Below are 22,965 nucleotides of genomic sequence, written 5' to 3' on the forward strand. Positions count from 1 at the left end.
CTTCCCACTGCCCCGGCCGAAATTCGGCTTGCGGATCAGCGAGAGCCGTGCGCAGAAGAGCCAGGGCGTGGGCGAAAGTGTCGTGCGACATCGAGTGGTTCCAGTGTCTCCGGGCTACCTTACTTCAGCTTTCGTACTGACAATTTGAGGAACCTCCAGCCTTGCCTGTACCTGTTCAGCCAGCGCCTGCAGCTGCGCCAGTGCTTCGGCCCATGATTGCGGCTCAGAATCAATGCGTCCAAGGATCGTTTCACGTTTGGTCAGGCTGTCCCAGAGCAGACCTTCATGTTCACGCACTTCGTAGAGCACGACACGCTCAGCCTTGTGGCTTGTCGGCGCCACGATGCGGTAGTAGTCCAACGGCTGGAAGCGCATCCACTCGCCCACCAGCGATACGGCCTCGTCGGCGCTGCGAAGGGCGTTGTGTACGGCGATCACCAGACAGTTCACTGGCGCTGTCCGGTCAAGCGGTTCCCGATAGACTTCTACCCGCTCGAACTGGCAGCTCCCAGCCGGGAAGCCGTGCCGACTCTCCAACGCGCGCAGAAAGCTGCCAGATGTCTCGAAGTCTGCTAGCTCGGCGAGATCAGCGACGATCTCCGCCGGTAGGGGCGTCGTCTGGGGATAGGCGTCGGCAAGAGCATGCCAGGTCTGCTCCAGCACCTCAGTTGTTATGAGCCCCGCGTGCCGAGTAAGCAAGACGCGCCAGAAGTCACGCAGCGCCAGCCGCTGCGCATGCCAGCCCCAGGTGTGCATCCAGCGGGCGCTGTCGAAAAGGCTGGCCAGCAGTGTCGCTACGGTGTGGTGCTCGCGAAGGATGGTGCCAATTTGGTCACGTGACTCTGTGCTTGCGGTGGTAAGGCAGCCAGGATCGTCTGCGTCGCCCCAGAATGCGTGCCAGGTTCTAGTGAAGGCATCGACCATGAAGTTATAGTCAAGCCAATCCTTGACCCAGAGGCGCCAGAGGATATGCGAGAAGATGATGTAGTTCTGGGCAAGCACCTCCACGCCGACCAGTGCGCGGAACTCAGCGCTCGTAATGCCTTCCAGGTAGCGGTTGATGAAGCTTTTGAGCAGGCGCTGCGTTCGCTGCTGCGGGCTGCGCATGCCCTGGGGCGCCGCAGGCTCATCTGCGGCTTCTAGCTCTTCCTCGCTCAGGTCGGTGCTGCCGATCACTGCCGCTCCCGGGCCAGCTATTGGCCCCTGGCTGGTGCGATCGAGGATTTCCAGCAGATGACCGGAGATCGAGCTCAGAATGACCTGGAGACGCGTCCGACCCGCTCGTGCTACCCCGAAGCCGCGCAGATACTGCTGTACCCGCGGGTGCTGGCGCAGCAGCGCGTAGTCAATGTCGTCGTAGCTCAGGTGTTGCGCGTCGCCAGCTTCCATGTCAGCAACCGACGCTTGCTTGCCAGCTACCTGCCACAGACTACGCCGATCGATCAGCAGGGTGCTATCGATCAAGCCGAAGAGCGTCTCGATCTCATGATCGTCGAGATCCAGCCCCCCCACCTGGCTGAGGCTGGCATCCTCGGCGGTGACGGCGAGTGCCGCGTCCAACGCTGCGGTATTGCAGATGAAGACCGGGTTACTCTGACTGCCGTCGACCAGGCGGATTCGCAGTGCCACCGGGCGATCAAAGCGCCTGGCCTCTTCTACTGGTGGCTTCCACGCAACCGCACGCACGTCAACGCGTGGACGCTCGATGCGGTGCTCGTCAACCCCGAGGATCGCGACTGCGCCGCTGAGGTCGGGGCGCGGGCCGCGGTCTTCAATCCGCAGCTGGGTGCCATCCCACGCGGCGGCGGTGAGTCGCCAGGCAGCAGGTGCTGAGAGAAGTTGTTCCGGCTCCTCATAGTGGAGATCGAGGTTTTGCACCTCCACCAGCGCCGGATCGATCGCTAGGCCGGCCAGCAGATCGTCGAATGCGTCGCGGGCGCCGCTGAGCAGGTTGACCAGTTCGATGTTTCCCTGCGGGTCAATCAGCAGCAGCGCGGCCTGTGAGAGGTTCGCCGAGCCCTGGAGGCAGACCGCGCGATCGCGCTGCTTGACCAGGATGAGCTTTGCGTGCAGGTAGGGCTCGCCATCCGGGCGTCGCGCGACCTGGACTCTCGCCGTCCCACGGTAGCCGGCCAGCACGCGCTGGAGCGCCACCGGGTCGAGTGAGGTTCGGCCAGGTTGCACAAGCAGTGTCAGCTCCGCTGGCTGTAAGAGGATCAGCAGCTGCTCAAGGGCCCGGCACTCCCGGTCGTAGAAGGGGCTCAGGATAATCAACTCCTCGACCGGCTGCTCACCGACCTCCAGACGGAGTTGCTGGAGAAAGCTCTGGTTCAGGTTGTGGCGCACCGGGCGATCGGTTGCTTCAGGTGACTGATGCAGCCAGGGGGTTCCCTGGAGCAGGAGTTGCAGGTAACGTTCGGCGGCATCGCTCAGGTAGCGCCGCAGCATCAGCCCTTCCAGCAGATCGCGGACGGCAAGGAAGGCCCCAAGCTGCTGCGGTGCCTCAGCCTGGTACTGGTAGGTGGTAAAGAGTTCACCGCCCGAGGCGTAGCCCTGCCAGCTGAGGTTTCCGCTCCCGACCAGGAGCCGCCCCTGGGTCGGGTTGGTGAGCATGATCAGCTTGGCGTGCGCGGCCTGCGGCGAGAAGATGCCCTCGGCGACATAGCGGTGGTTCATGGCCCGCGCCAGGCCGTCGCGCACGTGGGCCTCACTGATCTCCAACAGATGTGCCCCATCTCCCAGCACGATCCGGTTGCGGCAGCGCGCTGGCAGCTCGCGCAGCAGGGTGTGCTCGAAGAAGGGCAGATCCATGCCGTAGGTCAGGATCAACAGGTGATCCCAGGGACCTTTGATCTGCTCAGGGAGCTGCACCTCGCTCATGGCAGGTCTCCCGTGGACAGCAACTGCGCACCATCAGCGGTGAGTGAATGGCCAGCAAGCTGTAGGTCGCCGCAGAGACCAAGCTCGTGCAGGGTCGTGCTGAGCGCTTCAAAGCGCGAGTCATTGAATTGCAGGCTGTTATAGAGGTTGACGAAGCGCAGCCGCTGGCCCTCGCGCTGGAAGCGAAAGGTATTCTCGGGGAGCTTGCTGGTGGCGATCATCAGGTGTTGCTGGATGATGTATTCATCGTAGAGCCAGCGTGCGACATCGGCGATGGTGAGCGCCTGGCGGGTGAGACGGTGATGCAGGCTCTTGACGAAGCCATCGAGGCTCAGGCGGCCATCGGCCCCCATCTGGGCGATCGGCCAGTCCGGTTCGAGCCAGCGTGGGGGCATGCCGAAGCGGAGGTAGGTCAACGCGAGCAGCGCCAGCATTGCCGGGACGAAGATTTGCGGATCGTTGCTGACCTCATCATGGGCCAGAGCGTACAGCCGGTGCTCGTGGATCGGCGCATCCAGGCGGCACAGCGCATCGAAGCCGGCTTCATTGGCGCCGACGGTGCTGCGCAGCCAGCTCAGCAGGCGGGCGAAGCTGGCATTGGGGCCGAGGCCAGGCTCGGCCACGCCGAGTTGTTGCGCAAGCGAATCGAAGTTGAGCAGCAGGCGAATATGCTCGTGGAGCGCCTCGATCGGCAGTGGCCGTATATCGCCCTGCTCGGCGATGCCCCAGTCACAGAGGTGCCACCAGAGGCCATTGAGCGCAAACGCGTAGTACTCGCGGGCCTGGTAGAGCCGCCAGCGCCGATAGGTGAGCGCGACCGATTCCTGGGGTGTATAGGTTGCGCCGCCCATCTCGGCACCGAAGAGGAGCAACTGGCGAAACGCATCCTGACTGACGGCAGAGCCATCGGTCTGGGCTGCCAGATCCAGGAATAGGCACAGCGTCTCGCGGCGCGCCGCGGCGGCCTGGGCATCGCCGCCGTGTAGAAACGTGTCGAGGAGCAACTTCCGATCCGGCGCGTCCTCGCACTGAAGCTGGCACAAACACGCGGCGTGGATATACTCCTGCACCACCTCGCGCGGCACCGGCTGGTCGGGGTGGTCGAAGTAGTCGCGGTAGTAGCGCGTGGACTGAATGGCTCGCCGGAAGGCTGCGGCGAGCGTTTTGCCGCGCTCGGAGGGTACATCAAGCGGATAGGGTAGGGGCTTCGGGCCGCCGGGGTAGATCACCCCAAGTTCGGCCATTACCGAGCGGTAGTAGAGGCCGTAGCCGCCCAGTTCACTCTTGATGTAGTTGAAGCCGGGGTCATACGTTGGCAGTGTTTGCCTGGCAATGCCTTCGGTCTTCTGCGTGCCGACAATGGTTGTTACTCGATCATGCTCTGGCTGGTCACAGAGATTCGCACCAATGGAGAAGATGCACTCTCGTGGCCGGTAGAAGCGTGAGAACGCCGCCGTGCTGCGCGGCAGGTCGCGACGCCAGTACTCGTCGAGCAGAAAGACGTAGAAGCTGAAGTAACGCGGGTGGATCGTGAGTACATTGATGCCGGGTGAGAGCGTCGGTAGGATCTGATCCGACGAAACGCTACCTAGGCCCAAGTGATCACGCCCGACCTTGCCGGGGTACATGCGCGTGATCCATTGGGGGTGGGCTGGCACTATCACGGCCATCTCCTGATGTCGCTGCGATCAACGCTGCTGATTGCGTAGTGTCCGCCGCGCTACTCTTCTTCGAAACCAGCCTGGTCGAATTTGAGCGTCCGGCTGTTCTCCGTCACGGTGCGCACCACATGTTCCGGCGCACCGTCGGGAATATCGGCGCTAATCTCAATCGTGATCCGTACGTTCGTGCCGACGAGACTGGTTAAGTGCTGCACTATAGCATCAGCAATGTCTTTTGAACGACTTGCCAGTCGGTTTGGGTCACTGAGTGTCGCGCTCCCATAGAATCGCCGCGGACGCTTCACTCCTGGAACAGGTGGCTGCGGGCCAGGACCAACGATGGGTGGCTGCGGGCCAGGGCCAATGATGGGTGGTTGGGGGCCGGGGCCAACGATGGGCGGTGGTGGCTGCACCATGTCGAGTTGGCGACGTGCTGATACAGGTTTCACCAGCACACTCTCTGCATCGAGGGCCGCTCGGACGCTCTGCCCAGCCTGGAGTCCGCGATACGCCTGCCGCGTGGCATCCCAACTGTCAGCATAGGCGAAGGTTTCACTTTCCCAGGTCAGCTGCCCAACCCCTTGCTCGATCGCCCCCACAAGCACGTCGGTGCTGCGCAAGCGGGGTAGGTAGAGGTAGCGGGCAAAGTCATCGGCGAGCTGTTTGATAGCGACATGATCCCCACGCCAAAGCGGGATGCGGTCGAGCTCCATCCGCAGGCGTGTCCCGGCCATCTGCGTGACCAGCAACTCTTCATTCCGTAGCTTCTTCGCCGCCCGCACCGCCAGCGCTTCCTGCGCTGGCCCCTGACTCTGGAGCCGTATCTCCGTCCAGGTTGCCGTACCCTGCGGATCGGGCTGTTCGGGGATTAGCAACCAGATATAGGTCTCAGGAATGCGCTGCTCCACCGTATCATCAAACTGCTCACGCCGTGTTTTGGCCTGATTGGTCTGGAATGAGTCGAGTCCCAGCGAGTCACGTTCATCCTCGATGGACTTCCAGGCCAGGTACTCGCGTACGGCCTGCTCCAACTCCTTGAGCCGGGCGGCATCAGCGGCGAGGAAGGTCAGCGCGTTGCGATAGGTACGCGGGCCGGCCCCACGCGAATCGAGCAGTTGCTCCGCGTGTTGTCGGGCCGCGCTCTCGGTCGCTTTGCTACTGTGTGCATGGACGGGATCGAGGAGTACCAACCGTGTTTCACGCTCATCGGGTACGTCGCTCCCCCCAGCTGGTGCTGGATGGACAGCAGCGAAATCACCGCGCTGGCGGGCCGCAGCGCGCAATCGTCGCAGCAACTCATCATGGACAGTATCATCTTTGAGCCGCGCCGCGCGATCCTGCGCCAGGCGATTCACACTTGGCTGGGTGGCATACCAGTACCGCTGCGCATTCTGGTAGAGATAGGTTGCCTGGTCAGCCAGACGGCGCAGGGCGTCGCCAAAGATGGCCACACTCTCGCCCGGTTGCACACAGCCCAGCTTGATCTGCCGATCTTCAATCCCTTTGTTCGTCATCCGAAAGGTCGGTGCGGAGCCCAGATAGAGTGTTCGCGCAACGCGCCGCGTCGCCGAGTAGCGTCCCAGATTGGGGTTCTCTTTATCGAGCCGGAGCGAGAGAGAGTTTGGCCCGTCAATGTCTTTCTCGATCACCGGCACCCAGGGGTCTTCCATATAACGGGTGAGCTCATACTGCACCGCTGGCTCATCGACTGGCACACTCGCCGGCAGGATGAGCAGCGATCGGTCATCACGCTGCCAGAGCGCATGGATCACCGCAGCCATGAGCCGCAGCACGCCACGGGTACGCTGAAACTTCTCCAGCGTGCTCCAGTCGTTGTAGAGTCGGTCGAACAGCTCCGGATGGATCGGATAGGCAGCCTGCATCCGCTGCTCGTAGTCAGCATCACGGGTGTGTGCAGGAAACTCAGCGCTCTGCGTGCGATACAGGTCACAAAACGCCCGTACCACGGCATCGCGCTGCGGAAAATGCGCCGGGTCGGTGATGGGTTGGAAGAGCCGGCGTCGGACAATCTCAAAGCCTTCTTCCGCACTGGCAGGCCGCCAAGCCGACTCCAGCCGCCCGAAGGTATTCTTCAAACGGGTGAGCGCTTCACGCCCGGCCTCACCGCCGATCTCAATATCGGACGCCGGGAGCGAGGCCACCAGCAGGACGCCCGGTACGGCGCGCGCTGCTTCGGTCAATGCCTGCGCAAAAGTCAGATTCGCATCGAACGAGCCGGCCGGGAGATCATTCCGGGTATAGAGCTGACGGACATAAGCAACCCATTCATCGATCAAGATGAGGCATGGGCTCGCCGCGTGGAATAGTGCGCCCAGTTCGTTCGATCCAGGGCTGACCCCCGCCCGATCTGACTCAGCGACAAAGGCATAGCCCTGCTCCCCAAGCAACTGATGCGCCAGTTCGCCCCAGAGCGTATGCACCTCTGTCCCATCGGCCTTGCGATGCACCTTGGCGGGCGAAAGCGCTGTGCCGACCAGTACCGCACGCCGTACGCTGGGTAAGCTTGTGACCTCGGCAGCCGCCAGTACGGGCTCGCTGCCTGGCAAATCGGCCGGCGCTGCGCCGGAGCACAAATGGTAGAGCGCCAGCATCGAGTGGGTCTTACCACCGCCAAAATTGGTCTGGAGCTCGACCACTGGATCACCACCAGAGTTGGTTAGGCGGCGGAGCGCTCCAACGAGGAGCAGGCGTAAGCCCTCGGTGATGAATGTGCGCTGAAAGAAGCTGCGCGGTTCGCGGTATTCGTCGGAACCCTCGCCACGATAGACCTGTGCCAGATCTGCGGCAAACTCGGCCTGTTGGTAGCGACCGGAAGCAACGTCTGGGTGGGGAGTGATGATCTCGCGCCAGGGTCGTAGCCCGCCGGCCGGCTGGCCGACGAGCGGTGCCGTGGCGACTTTGCGGGTTTCACGGCGGGTCTGCTCTTCAAAGCGAATGCGCAATACCTCTTGCTTCTGCCGATCAACTTCAGCGGCTTCTGGCGCTGAGATGGCCGTGAGCAGTCGCTGCACGCTATCGAGTGCGCGATAGGTGTCATCGGTCGAAAATGGTTCTTGGTGCGCCCACTTGTGGCGGGTATCGCGCAATTCACTGACCAGGGAGCGCTCGGCGTGGCCGAGGGTCTTGCCAAAGACACTATTCCATTGCTCCCACATGATGCGCAGGAGTGGCGAGGCATCAAGACGCGGTTCATCGCCGTCCCAGCGCAGATCGTTGGGCCAATGCTCGGTCACCTTCGTCACCCAGTAGCGGCCATGGATCGCCAGCAGTTCGCGCTCGACAAATGGTCGCAGGCCGAGTTGCAGGAGTTCAAGACCTTTGTTCACGCGATCGCGGTTGCTGAGGGCCATGGTGGTACTCCTTACGAATCGTCAGGCTGTGTAGGGAGGAAATTCAGGAAGACGTCGAGCTCTTCACGCAACGCTGTATGCACGGTAGATAGTTCATGCACCAGGGGTTCTAAACGTGCCCAGTCAAGGGTGAAGGCATAGCTGTGACGGAAATAGTGGCGAAAGGCCAGGTAGACCGTCAAGCGCGTCTCAAGTGAGGATGAGAGCAATGCTGGACGACTCGTCGTTGGCCGTGCTACCTGTGCTAATAATTCCCGATGCCACCGCGTTCCCTCAGGCAACTGGAGATCAAGGTGTCGTGCCACAGCCAGGAAGATACTTTCAGCCCCGTTGTAGTACGAATGGAGTACGGTAGCGAGTGCGGCTAACTCTACGACGTCGGGTGCTTGTTGTTGCACCCGATCAATCAGGTTTGCATAGGTTGTCAAGAGCAGATCAAGTTGGGCCAACTCAACCTTGATGGCTTGGATCAGGGTTTTAGCCAAGGTACACCAATTCCTCGCTGCTCAACAAGGCTTCAACAAAGGGGCTAGAAAGATCGAGATCGACGAGATCAACCGGATGCTCAAGCTCAGAAAGCAGCTGTCCAAGGAGTTGAAAAAAAGCGTGTGGGGGACAACCGCGTACGGCAAAATCGAGATCTGATCCCACGTGCCGAGTACCGGTCGCCGTCGAGCCGAAGAGGTAGACTTCCTGACAACCTCCAGCTTTCAGAATGGCGACCGCCCGCGCAAGATTGCGTGCGACATCAGCCGGATAGGCTTGTTGAATTTCATGGATTGGCTTTGTCATACCTGCTTCCTCCTTCCCCAGATCAGATCTCCATCCGCCCCTGCACCGGCGCGCCGCGCTGTGCCTCCGCTGCTAGCCGCCGAATCTCCGGCCATGCGACCACGAGGCTGTTATAGGCGAGCGCCTCCTGCGCCCAACCCTTGCGCTCGCAGGTGGTATAGAGCCGATAGGCCAGGTCGCGCGCGATCTCACCTTCGCCGCCGAGCTGGGCCAGCAAGGCCGCCGCACCAGCTTCGCCACGCTTATCGAGCGCATGGACGAGATGCTGAGCGACCTCCCAGACGCTCATGCTGCCCGTGCGGGCGGCTCGCCCGCTTCCTATAGCGGACGGGCCGTCCGCGCTCCCGGGAAGTTCGTCACGGCTCAGCAGGCGCACCTTGCCGCTGCGGGCCACCACCAACCCAGCTTCGACCATGCCCTCGACGGAGGTGTTTTTGGCCTTGGAGAGCGTCTCGGCGACGCCATACGGCCCTTCATTGACCCCATACTGGTCAAACCAAGCGATCGCCCAGCGTGTATCGCCGTCGAACTCGCCCTCCTGCTCGGCCAGCACCGTGTCAAGCTCTTGATTGATGATCTGCAACGCCGTGCGCACCCGCATCGCCGAGCCGTCCGACTCGACGACTTTGCTGTAGCGCGAGAAGACCGCCATGCCGGGGCCGATCGCGGCCTGCGCCAGGTCTACCGGCGCGATATTGCCCTGCTGTAAGCGCCGCAGCGCCGCCGGTAACTCGGCCTTGAGCGCATTGAGGAACTCGCGGCGCGTGGCTGCACGGGCCTCCGCTGGGCGCGGGCGGCAGACGAGGACGATCGATGAGGCGAGGGCGTTGGAGCCGATATTCCGCATGCGATTGCCTAATTCGGTACGAATAGGCCACGTGCCAACAATCGTAAACCCCTCCTGAATCAAGCCTTGCAGCATGGTTTCCCAGCCCGTTGAGGCAATGCCAATGCCGGGAGCGCGGGCGGCTCGCCCGCTTTCCAGCTCGGACGGGCCAATGTCGGGAGCGCGGGCGGCTCGCCCGCTTTCCAGTGCGGACGGGCCAATGCCGGGAGCGCGGGCGGCTCGCCCGCTTTCCAGCGCGGACGGGCCAATGCCGGGAGCGCGGGCGGCTCGCCCGCTTTCCAGTGCGGACGGGCCGTCCGCGCTCCCGGCGGGACTCTCATCCGCATCACTCTCGGCCTGTTTGAAGGCGTAGTAGACACTCAGCGGATAGGCGGGATGCTGCGATGTGCGAATACGCTCGAAAACCTTGAGCAGCCCTTCCTCGAAGAAACGTTGGGCTGCTTCGCGTCCGCCGTGGCGGAATGGTTCAGCCACCAATTCCTGAGCTTTGGGCACAAGCAACGTGCCAAACAGATCAGGGTAGACTTCCTTGAGCGAATGACGCAACCAGACGTAGAAGAAATCGCTGAGATCGGCGTAAGGTACGTTGTCGTAGTAGGGTGGGTCGGTGGAGAATATTCGATTTGTATTGCGATCCAATTTTTGTGCGTCAATTTGAGAAACACGTCCGTGACTAACAACAGATAGTTGCTCAATACTTCTTGCTATATTCGTAAGTGTGACAACTAAATCTCCCATTGACCCAGAAAAAATACAGGGTTCAGCAAAATCCCATACGATCGGTATAGCTTGCCTAGTAAAAAGATGGATTGGTTGATCCATACTTGGTTTCCATGAGACAAGAGAGTTACCACTATCAGCAATTTTACTCACCCCCAACGCCAAATAGGTAGCAACCGCATCGGCATAGGCGGCGGGATCGGGTGCAGGCGAGCCGCCTGCGCTCCCGGCATCGGCACGCACTCGTTCGCGGGCTTCACCCACCAGATCGCTAAAGGTCGTAAGCGCCGTGAGTTGGCGCGAGGTGAAGAGATCGCGATGCTTGGTAAGGCCATAATTTTGGACACGAAAACCAAGCGCTTGCTCAGGCAGCTCAGTTTCGGGTGCCCACGCAGGCTGTGCGCTCGCGGCCACCTGCTCATGCTCGGTCGTGGGTGGCAGGTAGATCCGCCCGCGCTTGCCTTCAGCGACAATCGCCAGCATCTGGGCCGCCATGCGTCCGGCTTTGCCCTCATCACGAACATACTCAAGCGGGACGGGGGTCTGGCAACAGAGGCAACGGGCCCCGCGCCGACCTACCGTGCCTTCGGGGGGCTTGCCGGAACCACTTTGCACCGTGAAACGCACGCCGGGAGCGCCAGGAGCGCCGGGAGCGCGGGCGGCTCGCCCGCCATCTCTTGCGGGCGAGCCGCCCGCGCTCCCGGCGGGTTCGATCACTGGTTCGACCCAATGCTCTTTGCCCTTCTTCTTCGACAACTCAAATGAGCGAACTAACGGCATCTGTGCGCCACAAGCCGGGTTAGGGCAGGTGACGGTACGCGCCCAGAGCCAGGCGATCACGGTTGCCTCACCGCCGCCATACTCCTTGGGCAATTGCACCTTGGGGTAGAGGTGACCGATACGCTTTTCCGCCTCGTCACGCATCCATTTGCCGTAGTAGCGCACATCGGCAGCCAGCCCAGCAGCGCCTTTCCACTGCTTCTCGAAGCCGGGCAATGCACCGCCCGGGAGCGCGGGCGGCTCGCCCGCAAGTGGGGCATTGCCCGGGAGCATGGGCGGCGCACCCGCACTTACGGGCGGCTCGCCCGCAAGTGGGGCATTGCCCGGGAGCATGGGCGGCGCACCCGCACTTACGGGCGGCGCACCCGCAAGTGGGGCATTGCCCGGGAGCGCGGGCGGCTCGCCCGCAAGTGGGGCTGCACTGCTATATACCCATTGCTCAGGCTGAACAATCAACCCTGCCTTCACCGGATTCTCATGGATATAACGCACAGCATCATTAAAATGACCCTCATCCCGGATATAACGGTCGAAATACTCCGGCTGCCAGAAATCACCACTACGACCGAGTATCTTGTTGGCTTCCTTTGCCGTATACGACTTCCAGGTATGCACGACCTTCTCAAGCGGGTAGCCAGGAAAGGTCTCAATCAGCACATGAACATGGTTGGGCATAATTACCCACGCCAACAAGCGGTAGCGCTGACCATCGAAATGTAAAAGATTTGCTTCTACTAACTGTGCAATCCGTTCATCACGCAGATTGCATGAACCATGTCCGGCGTCCAGATATGCCTCTACTCTTTTACGACGGGCAACATCATTGGTGAGACTCAGCAGATCTTGCCACTCAGAACGTCGTTCAGTGGGCATTGAGTCCGCAAGCCGGTAGGTAACCATCTGAACCAGCCCTGGTACATCGAAATGGGGGAGATAGCCACGTGAGTGCCAGCCTTTATGCACTGGGTGCGGGCGAGCCGCCCGCGCTCCCGGGGATGGGTGCGAGCGAGCCGCCTGCGTTCCTGGGGATGGGTGCGGGCGAGCCGCCTGCGTTCCTGGGGATGGGTGCGGGCGAGCCGCCTGCGTTCCTGGGGATGGGTGCGGGCGAGCCGCCTGCGTTCCTGGGGATGGGTGCGGGCGAGCCGCCTGCGTTCCTGGGAATCCTGGATTGTCCCCTGGATTCACTGGCGGCATGTTCGCAAACTTGGGTGGTATCTCAATCAGCGCCTTATTGATCAACACCGCCACCGGGTTGAGATCGGAGGCGTGAGCCTCCAGGCCGAGGCGCTGCGCCTCAAGTGGGATCGAGCCGCCACCGGCGAAGGGGTCGTAGACTGGTGGCGGGTTGCCAGTGGTGTGCTTCAGGATCTCATCGCGGGCCTCACGCAGCACATGCTCGTTATTTGAGTTCTCCCACTTCACCAGGCGCTCGATGATGCCGAACAGCCGCTCGCGCTCGCGCTGCTGAGACTCCTCAGTCGGAAAGCGATTCGGGTGGCTGCTCGGGTCGTCCACTAGCGACGCAAAGAGCACAGCGCGGCATGCGGCGAGCGGGCGGCGTGCCCACCAAAGGTGCATTGTGCTTGGATGCCCGTGGCGGATCGACTTCTCGCGGGCCGATGCGGTATTGATCGCTTCCAAGGGAAGTGCGACTTCGATGAGTTTGCGGGTGGGCATGTAATAATCCTTAAGGCTCAAGATTGAGCAAGTTACTCTATGATGAACCAGTAGTCGTCAATGTCAAAGCCGTAGGCTCGAGGGTTCTGGATTGCGTTATCAACAGAAAAAGAACAGCAAGTACAGACTGCTGCATTAGTAAAAGACCAGATCGCCTCAGGAGCCATCGAATCACCTTCGATCTCTACTTCGCTATACAATACCAGCGACTCAACGCCACAAACTGGGCAAGGACGAAGAGCATGGGCATCGCCTTGTCGAGCAATCGCTTCAGCATCTTTTCTTGCACGTTGCTTGGCTAATGAGTTTCCCTCCACTATAGCAGACCTTCCGAAACCTCTTTCAGGAACGGGTCGGATTGGATTGCGATACGCAGCTCTTGCCAATTCTTTAAGAAACGCCACTTTGCCTAAAGTGTAGTCTCCATTTTGAGTATGGGCGATTAACTCAGTCAAAGGGTCTATGCCGCACGAAAGCGCCTTATACTTCCACAAATTCGTCCTGCTTGCGTAATTTGGCAGGTTAGTTACATCTACAATGAATGGAAGTATGCACCCTGTTATAAAACGATCCAGTGCCTTATAACGTAGAACGTAAGTTCCACGATGCCATATGCGATTGCGAAGATTATTCAGTCTCTTTAAGCTGTGATCATACTGTGCAAACAAACTGAACGTTGGTGGCAGTCTTGCATCTGCATTCAACTTTCGAATTCGATCTAGCGTTTCTGAAAATTCGACAGATTTTAGATTCTCCCACTCAGAAGGCGTGATTTCTTCTCCTTTCAATAACTTGTGCAAGATGACCGGGAAATTGGTGGCCTCGACAATTAATAAAGCATGCTCGCTTCGCAGTAGATCCTTGGACGCAAGTTCTGCAAAATGCTGGAAATGAACGATGGTCTCTGCGTACAACTGTCGATATTTCGAGTTGTGTAATCGGTCAATTTGATCCTGATCCAAATCCACAGGATTCTCAAGTTGAGATATTGTGAACTTGACACTACTATATGTGAAAAAATACGACTCTAGCGCGATCTTTAGCGACAATAGAGCGAGCTCTGTTATATCACTTCCTGGTTGGGCAAAGCTAAAACCATCGTCAGTGAGCTGATTTACTGTGTTATTATCCATGGTTACCTATTACCTTGATATATTCTAGATGTTCATTACTACTACAATCATCGATAATACCTATATCGAGGGAAGTCGATTGATGAGATCGCGGCCCAATACCCGAAGTGTATCCAGGAGTCTCATTACTTCTCCAGCCTCAATAATGATCTTGCGCCCAAGAATCGCACGTGGATCATGAGTGGCATTGAGGTATGCTTGGTCTACCACTCCCATCTTATGTGCAAGTAAGTGGCGCTTCTGAAAACATCCTATTGTAAAGCTCCAATCGTCGCTACTTATGGCTTTGGACAGATCGAACCCGAATAAGCTCTGTAAGTTCTGGCGCGCAGAGTGCAAGCTCTGAAAGGATAAATTCTCTGCCTTGGCTGGTGTAGTAACGAGATGCGCACGTATGCGACAAGCTTCTCGACCAAAGCCATCGAAAGCAGCAACCGCATTTTCAAGTGCGTCGCCAACTAAGTGATCGGCTAATTCAGCATCAACAGATCCAGCCAGTGCAATCTGTTTGCTGACCAACTCTAAGTTTTTGTCCAAAATCTGAAACGAATTGTGATTCCGACAGTCAGGACAGTATGCAAAGAAGCCGAATATAGTGTATCGAAGGTAACACTGCGAGCATACAATCTCAGTCTCTAGTTGCTGTTCACGGTAGTAGCGGATCGGATGTGACTGACCAGTAACTTTCATGCTGACGCCAATTCCAAAACCACCACGGGGTTTGTGATTGAATTCAAGTGTCTTGAGATCTTTGATCAATGCTCCAGTAATTTGGTTCAGAGCAACCGATTTCGCGTATTCGATCTGAGCTTTTGTGTAGAAGTGGTCTTGTGGTGCTGTGCCACCGCAATAGGGACAGTGGCAGTCGGGGTTGCCTTGTAATCCAGTTCCGGGCTGCACTTTGAAGTACCCTTCGCAGCGCACATCGGGGCACTCCCTACCGATGAATCCTTGCTCATCGGTTGGTAGCGTTATCTGGATTTGATTGCCGAGACGACGTAAATTGCTCATGCCTCTTCTTCTCATTTGCTTACTTCCTGACTGCGGTTTTCCTCAGTGCCCATTAATGCGTATCATAGGTTCTAGACCTGCTCCTCACCCCTCGCCCACAACTCATCCCAGTCGTAATTGACACTGGTTGCGCCAAAGTCGGGCTCACGGCTGAAGGGTTGACGGACGTAGCGTACCACACAACCCGCGCCGGTCACATAGCTGTCGCGCTCATCGGCGATACCGGTATAGAAGGCGTCGCCCTCGGCGAATTCCGCCGGCGGTACCTCAACCAGCGCCAGGATAAATGCCTCCGGCTTATTGAGCGCAGTCAGGATCTCGTTCTTGGTAACGGTCACGCTCGTGGCACCCTGAATGCGACCTTTGACCTCTAGGAAGCGCAGCCGGCCCTCGGCGGGAACGCGGGACTCGATGTCATAACCGCACTTGTCGGCGCTGACATCACGTGGCACAAAGCCGAGCGTGTGCTCGGCTGCCATCACCGCTGCCATCGCCGCCAGCTCAACGCGCTTCGTCTCGCGAGCAAACAGCGCCGGCTCAGCGCTACGCGCACCTTTGAGCCGTGCAAGCAGCCCTCCGGGCACCACCAGGGCTCCACCAATCACAACCGGCGGAAGTGGAGACACACGGCGCTCCTGGGCAAGCTCCTCAGTGCGCCGCCGTAGCCGAGCCTCCAGTTCATCGCGGCGTTGGCGGGCACGGGCCGAGTTCAGCCGCGGTGTTTTCCCTGCCTCTTCCTGGAGCTGGAGATCAACGGCACGCTGATCCCAGTAGATGATCTCCTTGGTCAGGCGCTCCTGGACGGCAATCAGCGTCTTGGTGACTAACTCCTCTTTCCGACGGCGCACTTCGTCGAAGTGGCGCGGCACCAACTCACTGATGGCATAGCGCAGCGCCTCGTGTTCGTAGGAAATAGGAGATAGGAGATAGGAAATAGGGGAGTTTGTGGACTGTCCCTCACTATTTTCTATTTCCTCTCTCCTATTTTCTAACACCCCCCGTTCTTCCTCGCTCAAGGGTCGGTAATCCAGGTAGGGGGCATACCCAGCCGTGCGGGCCTGCCCATCAGCATCAATTTCAACAAACTGCAGCTGACGCGAAACGACCCGGCGATTGCCACTGCGATCCGTGCGGGCATCCTGGATCGCGTGCTCAACATAGAAGAGCGTTCGGGGCGTCTCGCCGGGATCGTCGGGCGAGACCAGAATCGCGCCGCGCTTCAGGAGATCGCGCTCGCGCTCCAATACCAGGTCGATCGTCGCGTCGAGCAGTGGATGTCCCGGACAGATGAAGGCTGCCGGAGGCTTGCCAGGAATACTGATCCGCTCTTTTTCGAACGTGACCCGTTCGTAGCGTTGGAGCACACCTTCGCGTGCGCCAAGGATACGATCACGGTTGCGAATCACGGCCGGCACGTGGGTGATCTCATAGCGTTTTGGTTCGCGTTCACGCATACTGCCGCCCAGGCGCTTGAACGCTTCGAGAAAGAACGCAGCAATGAAATGCGGCTGAAGCCGCCGTGCCTCCGCCCGTTCCATATCTTCACGAATGCGCCGAACCTGAGCCGCATCCATGGTATCGCGGGCCAGCGCGCGCTCCTCCAGAAGATCCGTGAGATGCTGACGGTCAAGGGCAGCATCGACCACCTGCGAGAGCCGCGCGCGCACGTCAGGCTGGTCGCCATACCGAACCGCCTCGATCAGCAGATCGCGCAGCGAGCGATCCGCAAACTTCAGCTTGCCGAGTACATCGAACACCCGCCCCTGCAACGCCTTCCGCTCCTCATCCAGCTTCTTGAGCAGGCGGAGATAGACTTCGCCCTCACGGGTCTCATCGGCCACCAGGTTCCAGAGATGGCAGACCTCCGTCTGACCAATGCGGTGAATGCGACCAAAGCGCTGCTCCAGGCGATTCGGGTTCCACGGCAGATCGTAGTTCGCCATCAGGTGGGCACGCTGGAGATTAATGCCTTCCCCCGCCGCATCAGTCGCAATCAGTACCTGCACCTCAGGATCCTGGGTGAAGCGTTCCTGGGCTTTTCTGCGCTCATCGCGGCCCATACTGCCATGAATGACGACAACGGCCTCAACGCGGCCGATCAGGGTGCCAATGCGCTCTTCCAGGTAATTGAGGGTGTCACGATGCTCGGTGAAGATGACCAGCTTGCGCCGATGACCCTGAGCATCAAACATCTCACCTTCGTTCTGGAGGAGTTGCGACAGTTCATCCCACTTGCGGTCTTTGCCGCTGCGCCGCACCTGCAGCGCGAGCTCTTCCAATTGTGTGAGGATCGCAAGCTCAGCTTCAAGTTCCGCAATTGTGCGTGCGGCTGTTGCTTGATCGACAACCCGATCCTCTGCCTGCTCGACCTCGATATCAGGGGCATCGTCAAGATCGTCGAGATCGTCGAGATTGAGTTCAAGACCGGCGGGCGGCCCGCCTGCGCTCCCGGCCCGCATCTCTTGCAACCGAGCCTGGAGCCGTTCGCGGCGCCGGCGCAATGACTGGTAGATGGCCTCAGGCGATGAAGCCAGGCGTCGTTGCAGGGTCGTCAGAGCAAAACCAACCGTGCCCTTCCGGCCATTGTTCTCAAGGGCCTCGGCACGATTGAACTCCTGACGAACATACGTTGTCACCGCCTCATACAGCGCCGCCTCGGCGTCGGAGAGAGTATAGTTGACGGTGTAGGCAATGCGTTCAGGAAAGAGTGGTCGGCCGTCAAACTTGAGCAACTGCTCTTTTGTCAGCCGCCGCATCAGGTCGGAGGTGTCAGCCGTATGGACGCCATCACGGAAACGCCCTTCAAACCGATCGGCATCGAGCAGTCCCATGAAGAGCTGGAAATCCTCTTCCTTCCCATTATGGGGTGTCGCGGTGAGCAACAGCAGGTGGCGGGTTACTTTCCCCAGCAGTTGGCCCAGACGGTATCGCTTGGTATAGCTGATCTCACCACCAAAGAAGGTCGCTGAGAGCTTATGGGCCTCGTCGACAATCACCAGATCCCAGTCAGTCTGCTCCAGCTTTGCCTGCACATCGTCGTTCCGCGAGAGCTTATCCAGCCGAGCGATCGCGAGGGGATTCTCCTGAAACCAGTTACCGGTACGGGCCGCCTCGAGTTTGTCATTGGTGAGGATGTCGAAGGGGAGGTGGAAACGACGATCGAGCTCATCCTGCCACTGCTCAACAAGACTGCCAGGAGACACGATCAGACAACGCTGCACATCGCCACGAACCACCAGTTCCTTGATCAGGAGCCCCGCCATAATCGTCTTGCCGGCCCCAGGATCATCAGCGAGCAGGAAGCGCAGGGGCTGGCGCATGAGCATCTCGCCATAGACTGCAGTGATCTGATGGGGCAGTGGCTCAACGAGGGAACTGTGGACGGCCAGGAGCGGATCGAAAAGATAGGCGAGACGAATCCGATACGCCTCAGAGGCAAGGCGGAAGCGCGCTCCATCACCATCAAAACCCCAGGGGCGGCTCGTTGCGGCAAGCTCGATGGTGGTCTCGCGATCCCGATAGAGAAGCTCGTGGCCCAGACGGCCGGCAGCATCTTTATAGGTCAGTTCAACCGCCTCGGTGCCATACCAGGCAACATCAACCACGGTCACCGCACCATCAGGGAGGATGCCTTTAACTGAGGCGCCACGAGTCAGTTCTTCCAAACGAGCCATTATATACCCATCGTGATTATGCACCAACAATGCTGATCCACAGCGGCGACGGTTCGCGATTTATGAGGCTCTGCATATCGGCTAGCAGCGCTGGGTTGAGCGTAAGCGCTGCCCCAGAGCCTTCCGCCGTATCCACCTTCACGAGCACGCCTGCGGTCGCGCCCAACTCGATAACCTGGCGCAGCGCCTCAGCGTGGGTGGCGGGCAGACCCTGGCAGATACGCTCAATTGTAACCGACTCCTCCCCAAGCAGACCGTGCCCAATCATGCGCACAACCAGGGTGCGCATGCGCCGTGCCTGCGGCGACAACTTGCCTGCTTGCTTCTTGTTCCAGAGCTTGAGGTCTTTGCCGGTAAACCATTCACTGTTCATTGTATCGAGCTGTGTCTCGTCTTCAGGCGGGGCCTCCTGCGCCACTTCCTCAGCGGCGATTGGGGAGGATGACGCACCAGCAGACGTAGCCGCTGCGGTCTCGTATGCTCCGAGCTGCCATGCCGCCTGCGTGATCTGCTCGATTCGTAGATCCAGCAGAACATCTTGGAAGAGCGGATTGGACATCAGTTGCTGCTGGAGCAGGCTCGTGGCCGACTGCGCGATCGACGCCTCGCCCCGGTAGGTAGCCAGTGCCACGAGTACACTCTGGCCTTCCCACGCGGCGAAATCGAGGTCGTCAATACTCCAGTCCGCATGCTTCCCTAAGCTGCCTAGTGCGTGCATGACCGCAGTTGCTGCATGCATCATGATCGGCGCTGTCTCTGGTGCCAGGCTCGCCACGTTCGCAGGGAAGGGCAGCGCCCAGTATAGGAGTTCATCCTCCGAAGGCTGAGCCAGCATAATCTGAAGTAGGAGCGGTCCGGCTGGCCGAAGATCACGGCGCTGCTGTTGGAGATCCAGCCATTCGGCGATCTGGAGCCGGATCTTCTCAATCTCGGCTTGTACCGTCTGGGCGACCGCCGGACGTAGCGCCTCAGGAATTCCCGCCAGGTAGGCCTCACCGCCTGTTTCGACCTTATGGTACGCTTCGATCTTCTTGTCAAGCGCGGGATCTTTCGCATACAGAGCTTGTATCTGCTGCTCAAGCTGGGCCTGCGCCAGCCAGTAAGCGTGGAGTTGCAAGAAAGAGGCGAAGCTCCCAGCGAGCGCAGTGACCGCTGCCGTCTGCTCCTCGGCGGCGCTACGCTGCGCCAACGCCACAAGCTCAGTGTGCAACTGGTCGTGATACGCCTGCAACTGCTCAAGCCGTTGCTGCAACTCGGCAAGCGTTCGACGCACCGTTATCTGCTCTTCCTGGCATGATTGCAACTGATCGTGGAGCTGTTGCGCGGCGGTGGCATGATGTTGGCGGATGGAGGCAAGCGTGGTGGCTGCTGATTCTCCGTGCATAGCGCTACCTCGGCGTATGGAGTGCATTGACGTCAAACGGTGTTGGCAACTGCGGCAAAGCTTCCAGCAGTTCACGGTCCCAGCTATCTGTGGCGATCCCAAGCCCAAGGTTCAAGAGTGGCTGCACCCAGGTGGTGCCGACACGGATTTGGGTGCGCTGTGCCGACTGCTGAAGCTCGATGATCCCATACTGCTCAAACATCGTCAGCCAGCGTTCGGCTGCCGCCCTGCGGTGCCCTTCTACCGCCTGCAAGACTGCCTGGCGGGTCGTCCAGCGCCCAGCACTGGCGATGACGTGCCCACGCCGGGTTGCCTGAGCCAGCGTTGTGAGCAAGATTACCTGTTGGCTGAGCGAAACCTTGCCGTCATCAGCAAGCTCTAGTCCGGCGCTGCGCAACTGGTTGCGGAGCAGACCATAGGCGAACTGAGTCAGGGCCAGCGCATCCTGAACGTCCATTGCGTCTGCCTGGCTGAGGGCATCAGCTTGTTCCGTCAGGAATTGCTGCTCATCCTCATTGAGGAGCGCGATGGCTGGCTCTTCGTCATGCTCATTCGTGCTTGCAGCCGGGCTATACCCGGCCATGACCACATCCAGCAGGTGCGCATCAATGTTGCCAGCCTCGAGCAAGCGCAGCTTATCCATCTGGGCCAGGCGCTCAACATACCAGTCAGCATCGCGCCCTGGGCGTGTCGCTGCATACTGACTGATGGTCTGCGGTTGCGGATTGAGCGCACCAGCGAGCGCGGGCTGCAACGGCACATGGGGCTGTTGCGGGTCAAGCAGTGGCGTCACAGCGCCGAGCCAGCGCACATGCAATGCGTGCGCAGCCCGCGTGAGCACGACGTAGAGCAGCTTGACGTGTAATGCATCTGGCGGGTAGGTCTCGGCGTCCGCATCAGCGATGATGACAACATCGAACTCCATGCCTTTGGTCAGATACGAGGGGATGATGGTGATTGCGCCCTTGTACTGGCTGTTACGATCCACCAACAATTGGTAGTCGGTGAAACCAGCAGTCGTCAATTCACCCGCAAGCTTACGGCATGCAGCAGCGGTCTTGCAGACAATTGCCAGCGCTGACCATTTCTGCTGCTCATCCTGCACGGTGTTGATGATATTCGTGACGAGTTGCGACCACTGCTGAAAGCGATTCAGCGTTGGTGACGGACCTGGGCGGCTGAGCGGGACTGCCAGCGCATCCTCGGCGACCCCTGTACGGGTCAGCATGGCATTCGCAAACTCAATAATCTGGCGTGTCGAGCGGTAGCTTTCACGCAACGTCTCGGGGGCGAGACTCTGCATCTGGAGGGCCTCAGCAAGCACATCCCAATGCTCAATGCCGTGCTGGCCGTAGATGCCCTGACCGATGTCACCAAGCAGGGTCATTGAGGAACTGCGACTATAGGCTTGGAGTACCTTGAAGTGCAGCGGGGTGAGATCCTGGGCCTCGTCCACGACGATGTGCTCATAGCCTACCCCATCAACGCCATCGAGGCCCAGCTTCAGGTACATCAGGGCCGCGAGATCGCTAAAGCGGAAGGGAGTCTTGTTGGTGGGGGCATCCTGGCTTAGTAGTTCCAGATCCCAGGCGTGAAAGAGGCCCACGCCAAGCTGCCTGAGCAGATCAGGTCGTCTCAGCAGGCGGCGGTAGGCAAGCGCAACATTCTCTTTGTTCCACCCGCTGAAGTACTCGCGCACCTGATGCTGCGTCTGCTCGCGGATCTCCTTTTGCTGTTCGTCGCTGAGATCCATGCTAACCTGCTGGCTATTAAGCTGTGTACTCAGTTGAGCTCTTGCTTCTGCGCTCACATCACGTACAAGCAACTTTTCGACCGCTTCACGTTGCTGGTTCAGGGGCAGCGCTTGCACTGTTTCGAGGAGGGCGCGGATGTGATCAGCCGATCGTTCAACCGTTGCGAGCATTCCTCGCCTCCCACGTAGATCGAAGGTACAACCCAAGGTTGCGGTGATACGCTCTAGCGTGGTGGTGTATAGCGATTGGATGTAGCGATCAATGAGCACACCCATCTGGAGCGAGCCCTTGTTGCGTGCATTGCGGTAGTGCATCGCACGTACCGAGGCGATCTGAGTCGGGTCGAGGAGCGCTTCGAGTGACTCTTCCTGCGCCTCAAACACCAACTTGTCACCAAGAAGCTCCACCGTCCACTCATCGACGGTCTTCTGGGGCACCCGTCGCTCACCGAGCGACGGTAGGATGGCAGAGATATGGCCCAGGAACAGGCGATTCGGGCCAAGGATTAAGATATTTCGGGCGGTAAAGTGTTCGCTCTGATAGTTATAGAGAAGATATGCCACCCGATGTAGAGCGATCGATGTCTTGCCACTGCCGGGCGCGCCCTGGACGACAAGCACCTGATCGAGTGGGGATTGGATGATGCGGTACTGCTGGGCCTGGATCGTGGCAACAATATCACGCAGCTTACCGTGGCTCTCCTGAAGGAGCTTGAAGAGCAGTGAGTCGGTGAATTGAGCCTGGACGAGTTCGTCGCTGACACTCGCATCTACATAGTGATTGTAGATCTCATGTAGCTTGTCATGGGCAACCGCGAGGTTGAGAATGAGCCGGACCTTCTCACCATCCTCAGCCCCATCCTCAGCCTTGTTCGTTTCCAGATAAAGCCGTTTTGCTGTAGGGCTTGCCCAGTTAGCAATATTACGTCTTGGCAAAGCAACTTTTCCAAAATATAGAGATTTCTGCCCTTCCGTTGGATCGTCTAGGTCAATGCGCCAGACAAGTGCTTGCTCGCGGCTTAGTTTAAGCTTCTCAATATACGCAAGATTGTCCTTTTTCAGGATGCGATGCGCTTGTCGGTCACCGCCATAAGCGACCGGCGGATCCAGGTCATCAAGCTGCTGTTCGATCCATGCAAACGTATCCGTAAGATATTGGGATATTGGCTCGTAGTAAGGGTGGTCTTGAACGCTCATCTGGTTAACCTTTACTTGCCTGGGTACACAATCAGCGTCGCCATCTACCTGCTACTCTTCAGATAAGACTGGTAACGGGTCAGGA

At 59.2% G+C, this 22,965-nt stretch carries 11 protein-coding genes; all 11 read right to left on the minus strand.

What is annotated here, in order from left to right:
- Positions 1–114: 114 nt before the first annotated feature.
- Entirely contained in the window at positions 115–2,880 is a 2,766-nt protein-coding gene (locus CJ255_RS00470) for a phospholipase D-like domain-containing protein (protein WP_097642121.1), read from the minus strand.
- Positions 2,877–4,508 carry a hypothetical protein gene (locus CJ255_RS00475; protein WP_097642122.1) on the minus strand — a complete coding sequence of 544 codons (1,632 nt, stop codon included), beginning with the start codon at positions 4,506–4,508 and terminating at the stop codon, positions 2,877–2,879. Before CJ255_RS00475 ends, CJ255_RS00470 begins: the two co-directional genes overlap by 4 nt.
- A gap of 92 nt (positions 4,509–4,600) precedes the next feature.
- On the minus strand, positions 4,601–7,912 hold the full coding sequence (locus CJ255_RS00480) for a Swt1 family HEPN domain-containing protein (RefSeq protein WP_097642123.1): 3,312 nt from the start codon (positions 7,910–7,912) through the stop codon (positions 4,601–4,603).
- A gap of 11 nt (positions 7,913–7,923) precedes the next feature.
- Positions 7,924–8,397 (minus strand): ribonuclease toxin HepT-like protein, encoded by a 474-nt coding sequence (locus CJ255_RS00485; protein ID WP_097642124.1) that lies wholly within the window; start codon positions 8,395–8,397, stop codon positions 7,924–7,926.
- Positions 8,390–8,704: a nucleotidyltransferase family protein gene (locus CJ255_RS00490; RefSeq protein WP_097642125.1), complete on the minus strand. Its 315-nt coding sequence runs from the start codon at positions 8,702–8,704 to the stop codon at positions 8,390–8,392. The genes CJ255_RS00485 and CJ255_RS00490 overlap by 8 nt, the downstream gene beginning before the upstream one ends.
- A 22-nt stretch (positions 8,705–8,726) precedes the next feature.
- Positions 8,727–12,728, minus strand: a complete 4,002-nt coding sequence (locus CJ255_RS24045) for an REP-associated tyrosine transposase (protein ID WP_097642126.1) — start codon at positions 12,726–12,728, stop codon at positions 8,727–8,729.
- A gap of 32 nt (positions 12,729–12,760) precedes the next feature.
- Positions 12,761–13,861, minus strand: a complete 1,101-nt coding sequence (locus tag CJ255_RS00500) for a hypothetical protein (protein ID WP_097642127.1) — start codon at positions 13,859–13,861, stop codon at positions 12,761–12,763.
- Positions 13,862–13,921: 60 nt separating this feature from the next.
- Complete coding sequence (locus CJ255_RS00505; protein ID WP_097642128.1) at positions 13,922–14,872, minus strand: hypothetical protein; 951 nt, start codon at positions 14,870–14,872, stop codon at positions 13,922–13,924.
- A gap of 71 nt (positions 14,873–14,943) precedes the next feature.
- Positions 14,944–18,546 carry a DUF8742 domain-containing protein gene (locus CJ255_RS00510; RefSeq protein ID WP_097642129.1) on the minus strand — a complete coding sequence of 1,201 codons (3,603 nt, stop codon included), beginning with the start codon at positions 18,544–18,546 and terminating at the stop codon, positions 14,944–14,946.
- A gap of 16 nt (positions 18,547–18,562) precedes the next feature.
- A complete protein-coding gene (locus CJ255_RS00515; RefSeq protein ID WP_097642130.1) occupies positions 18,563–19,930 on the minus strand; it encodes a hypothetical protein in 1,368 nt (455 codons plus the stop codon).
- A 4-nt stretch (positions 19,931–19,934) separates the two neighbouring features.
- Entirely contained in the window at positions 19,935–22,619 is a 2,685-nt protein-coding gene (locus CJ255_RS00520; RefSeq protein ID WP_165774512.1) for a HelD family protein, read from the minus strand.
- Positions 22,620–22,965 lie beyond the last annotated feature (346 nt).

This window comes from Candidatus Viridilinea mediisalina, assembly GCF_002532535.1.
In the GTDB taxonomy this organism is placed as follows: Bacteria; Chloroflexota; Chloroflexia; order Chloroflexales; family Chloroflexaceae; genus Viridilinea; species Viridilinea mediisalina.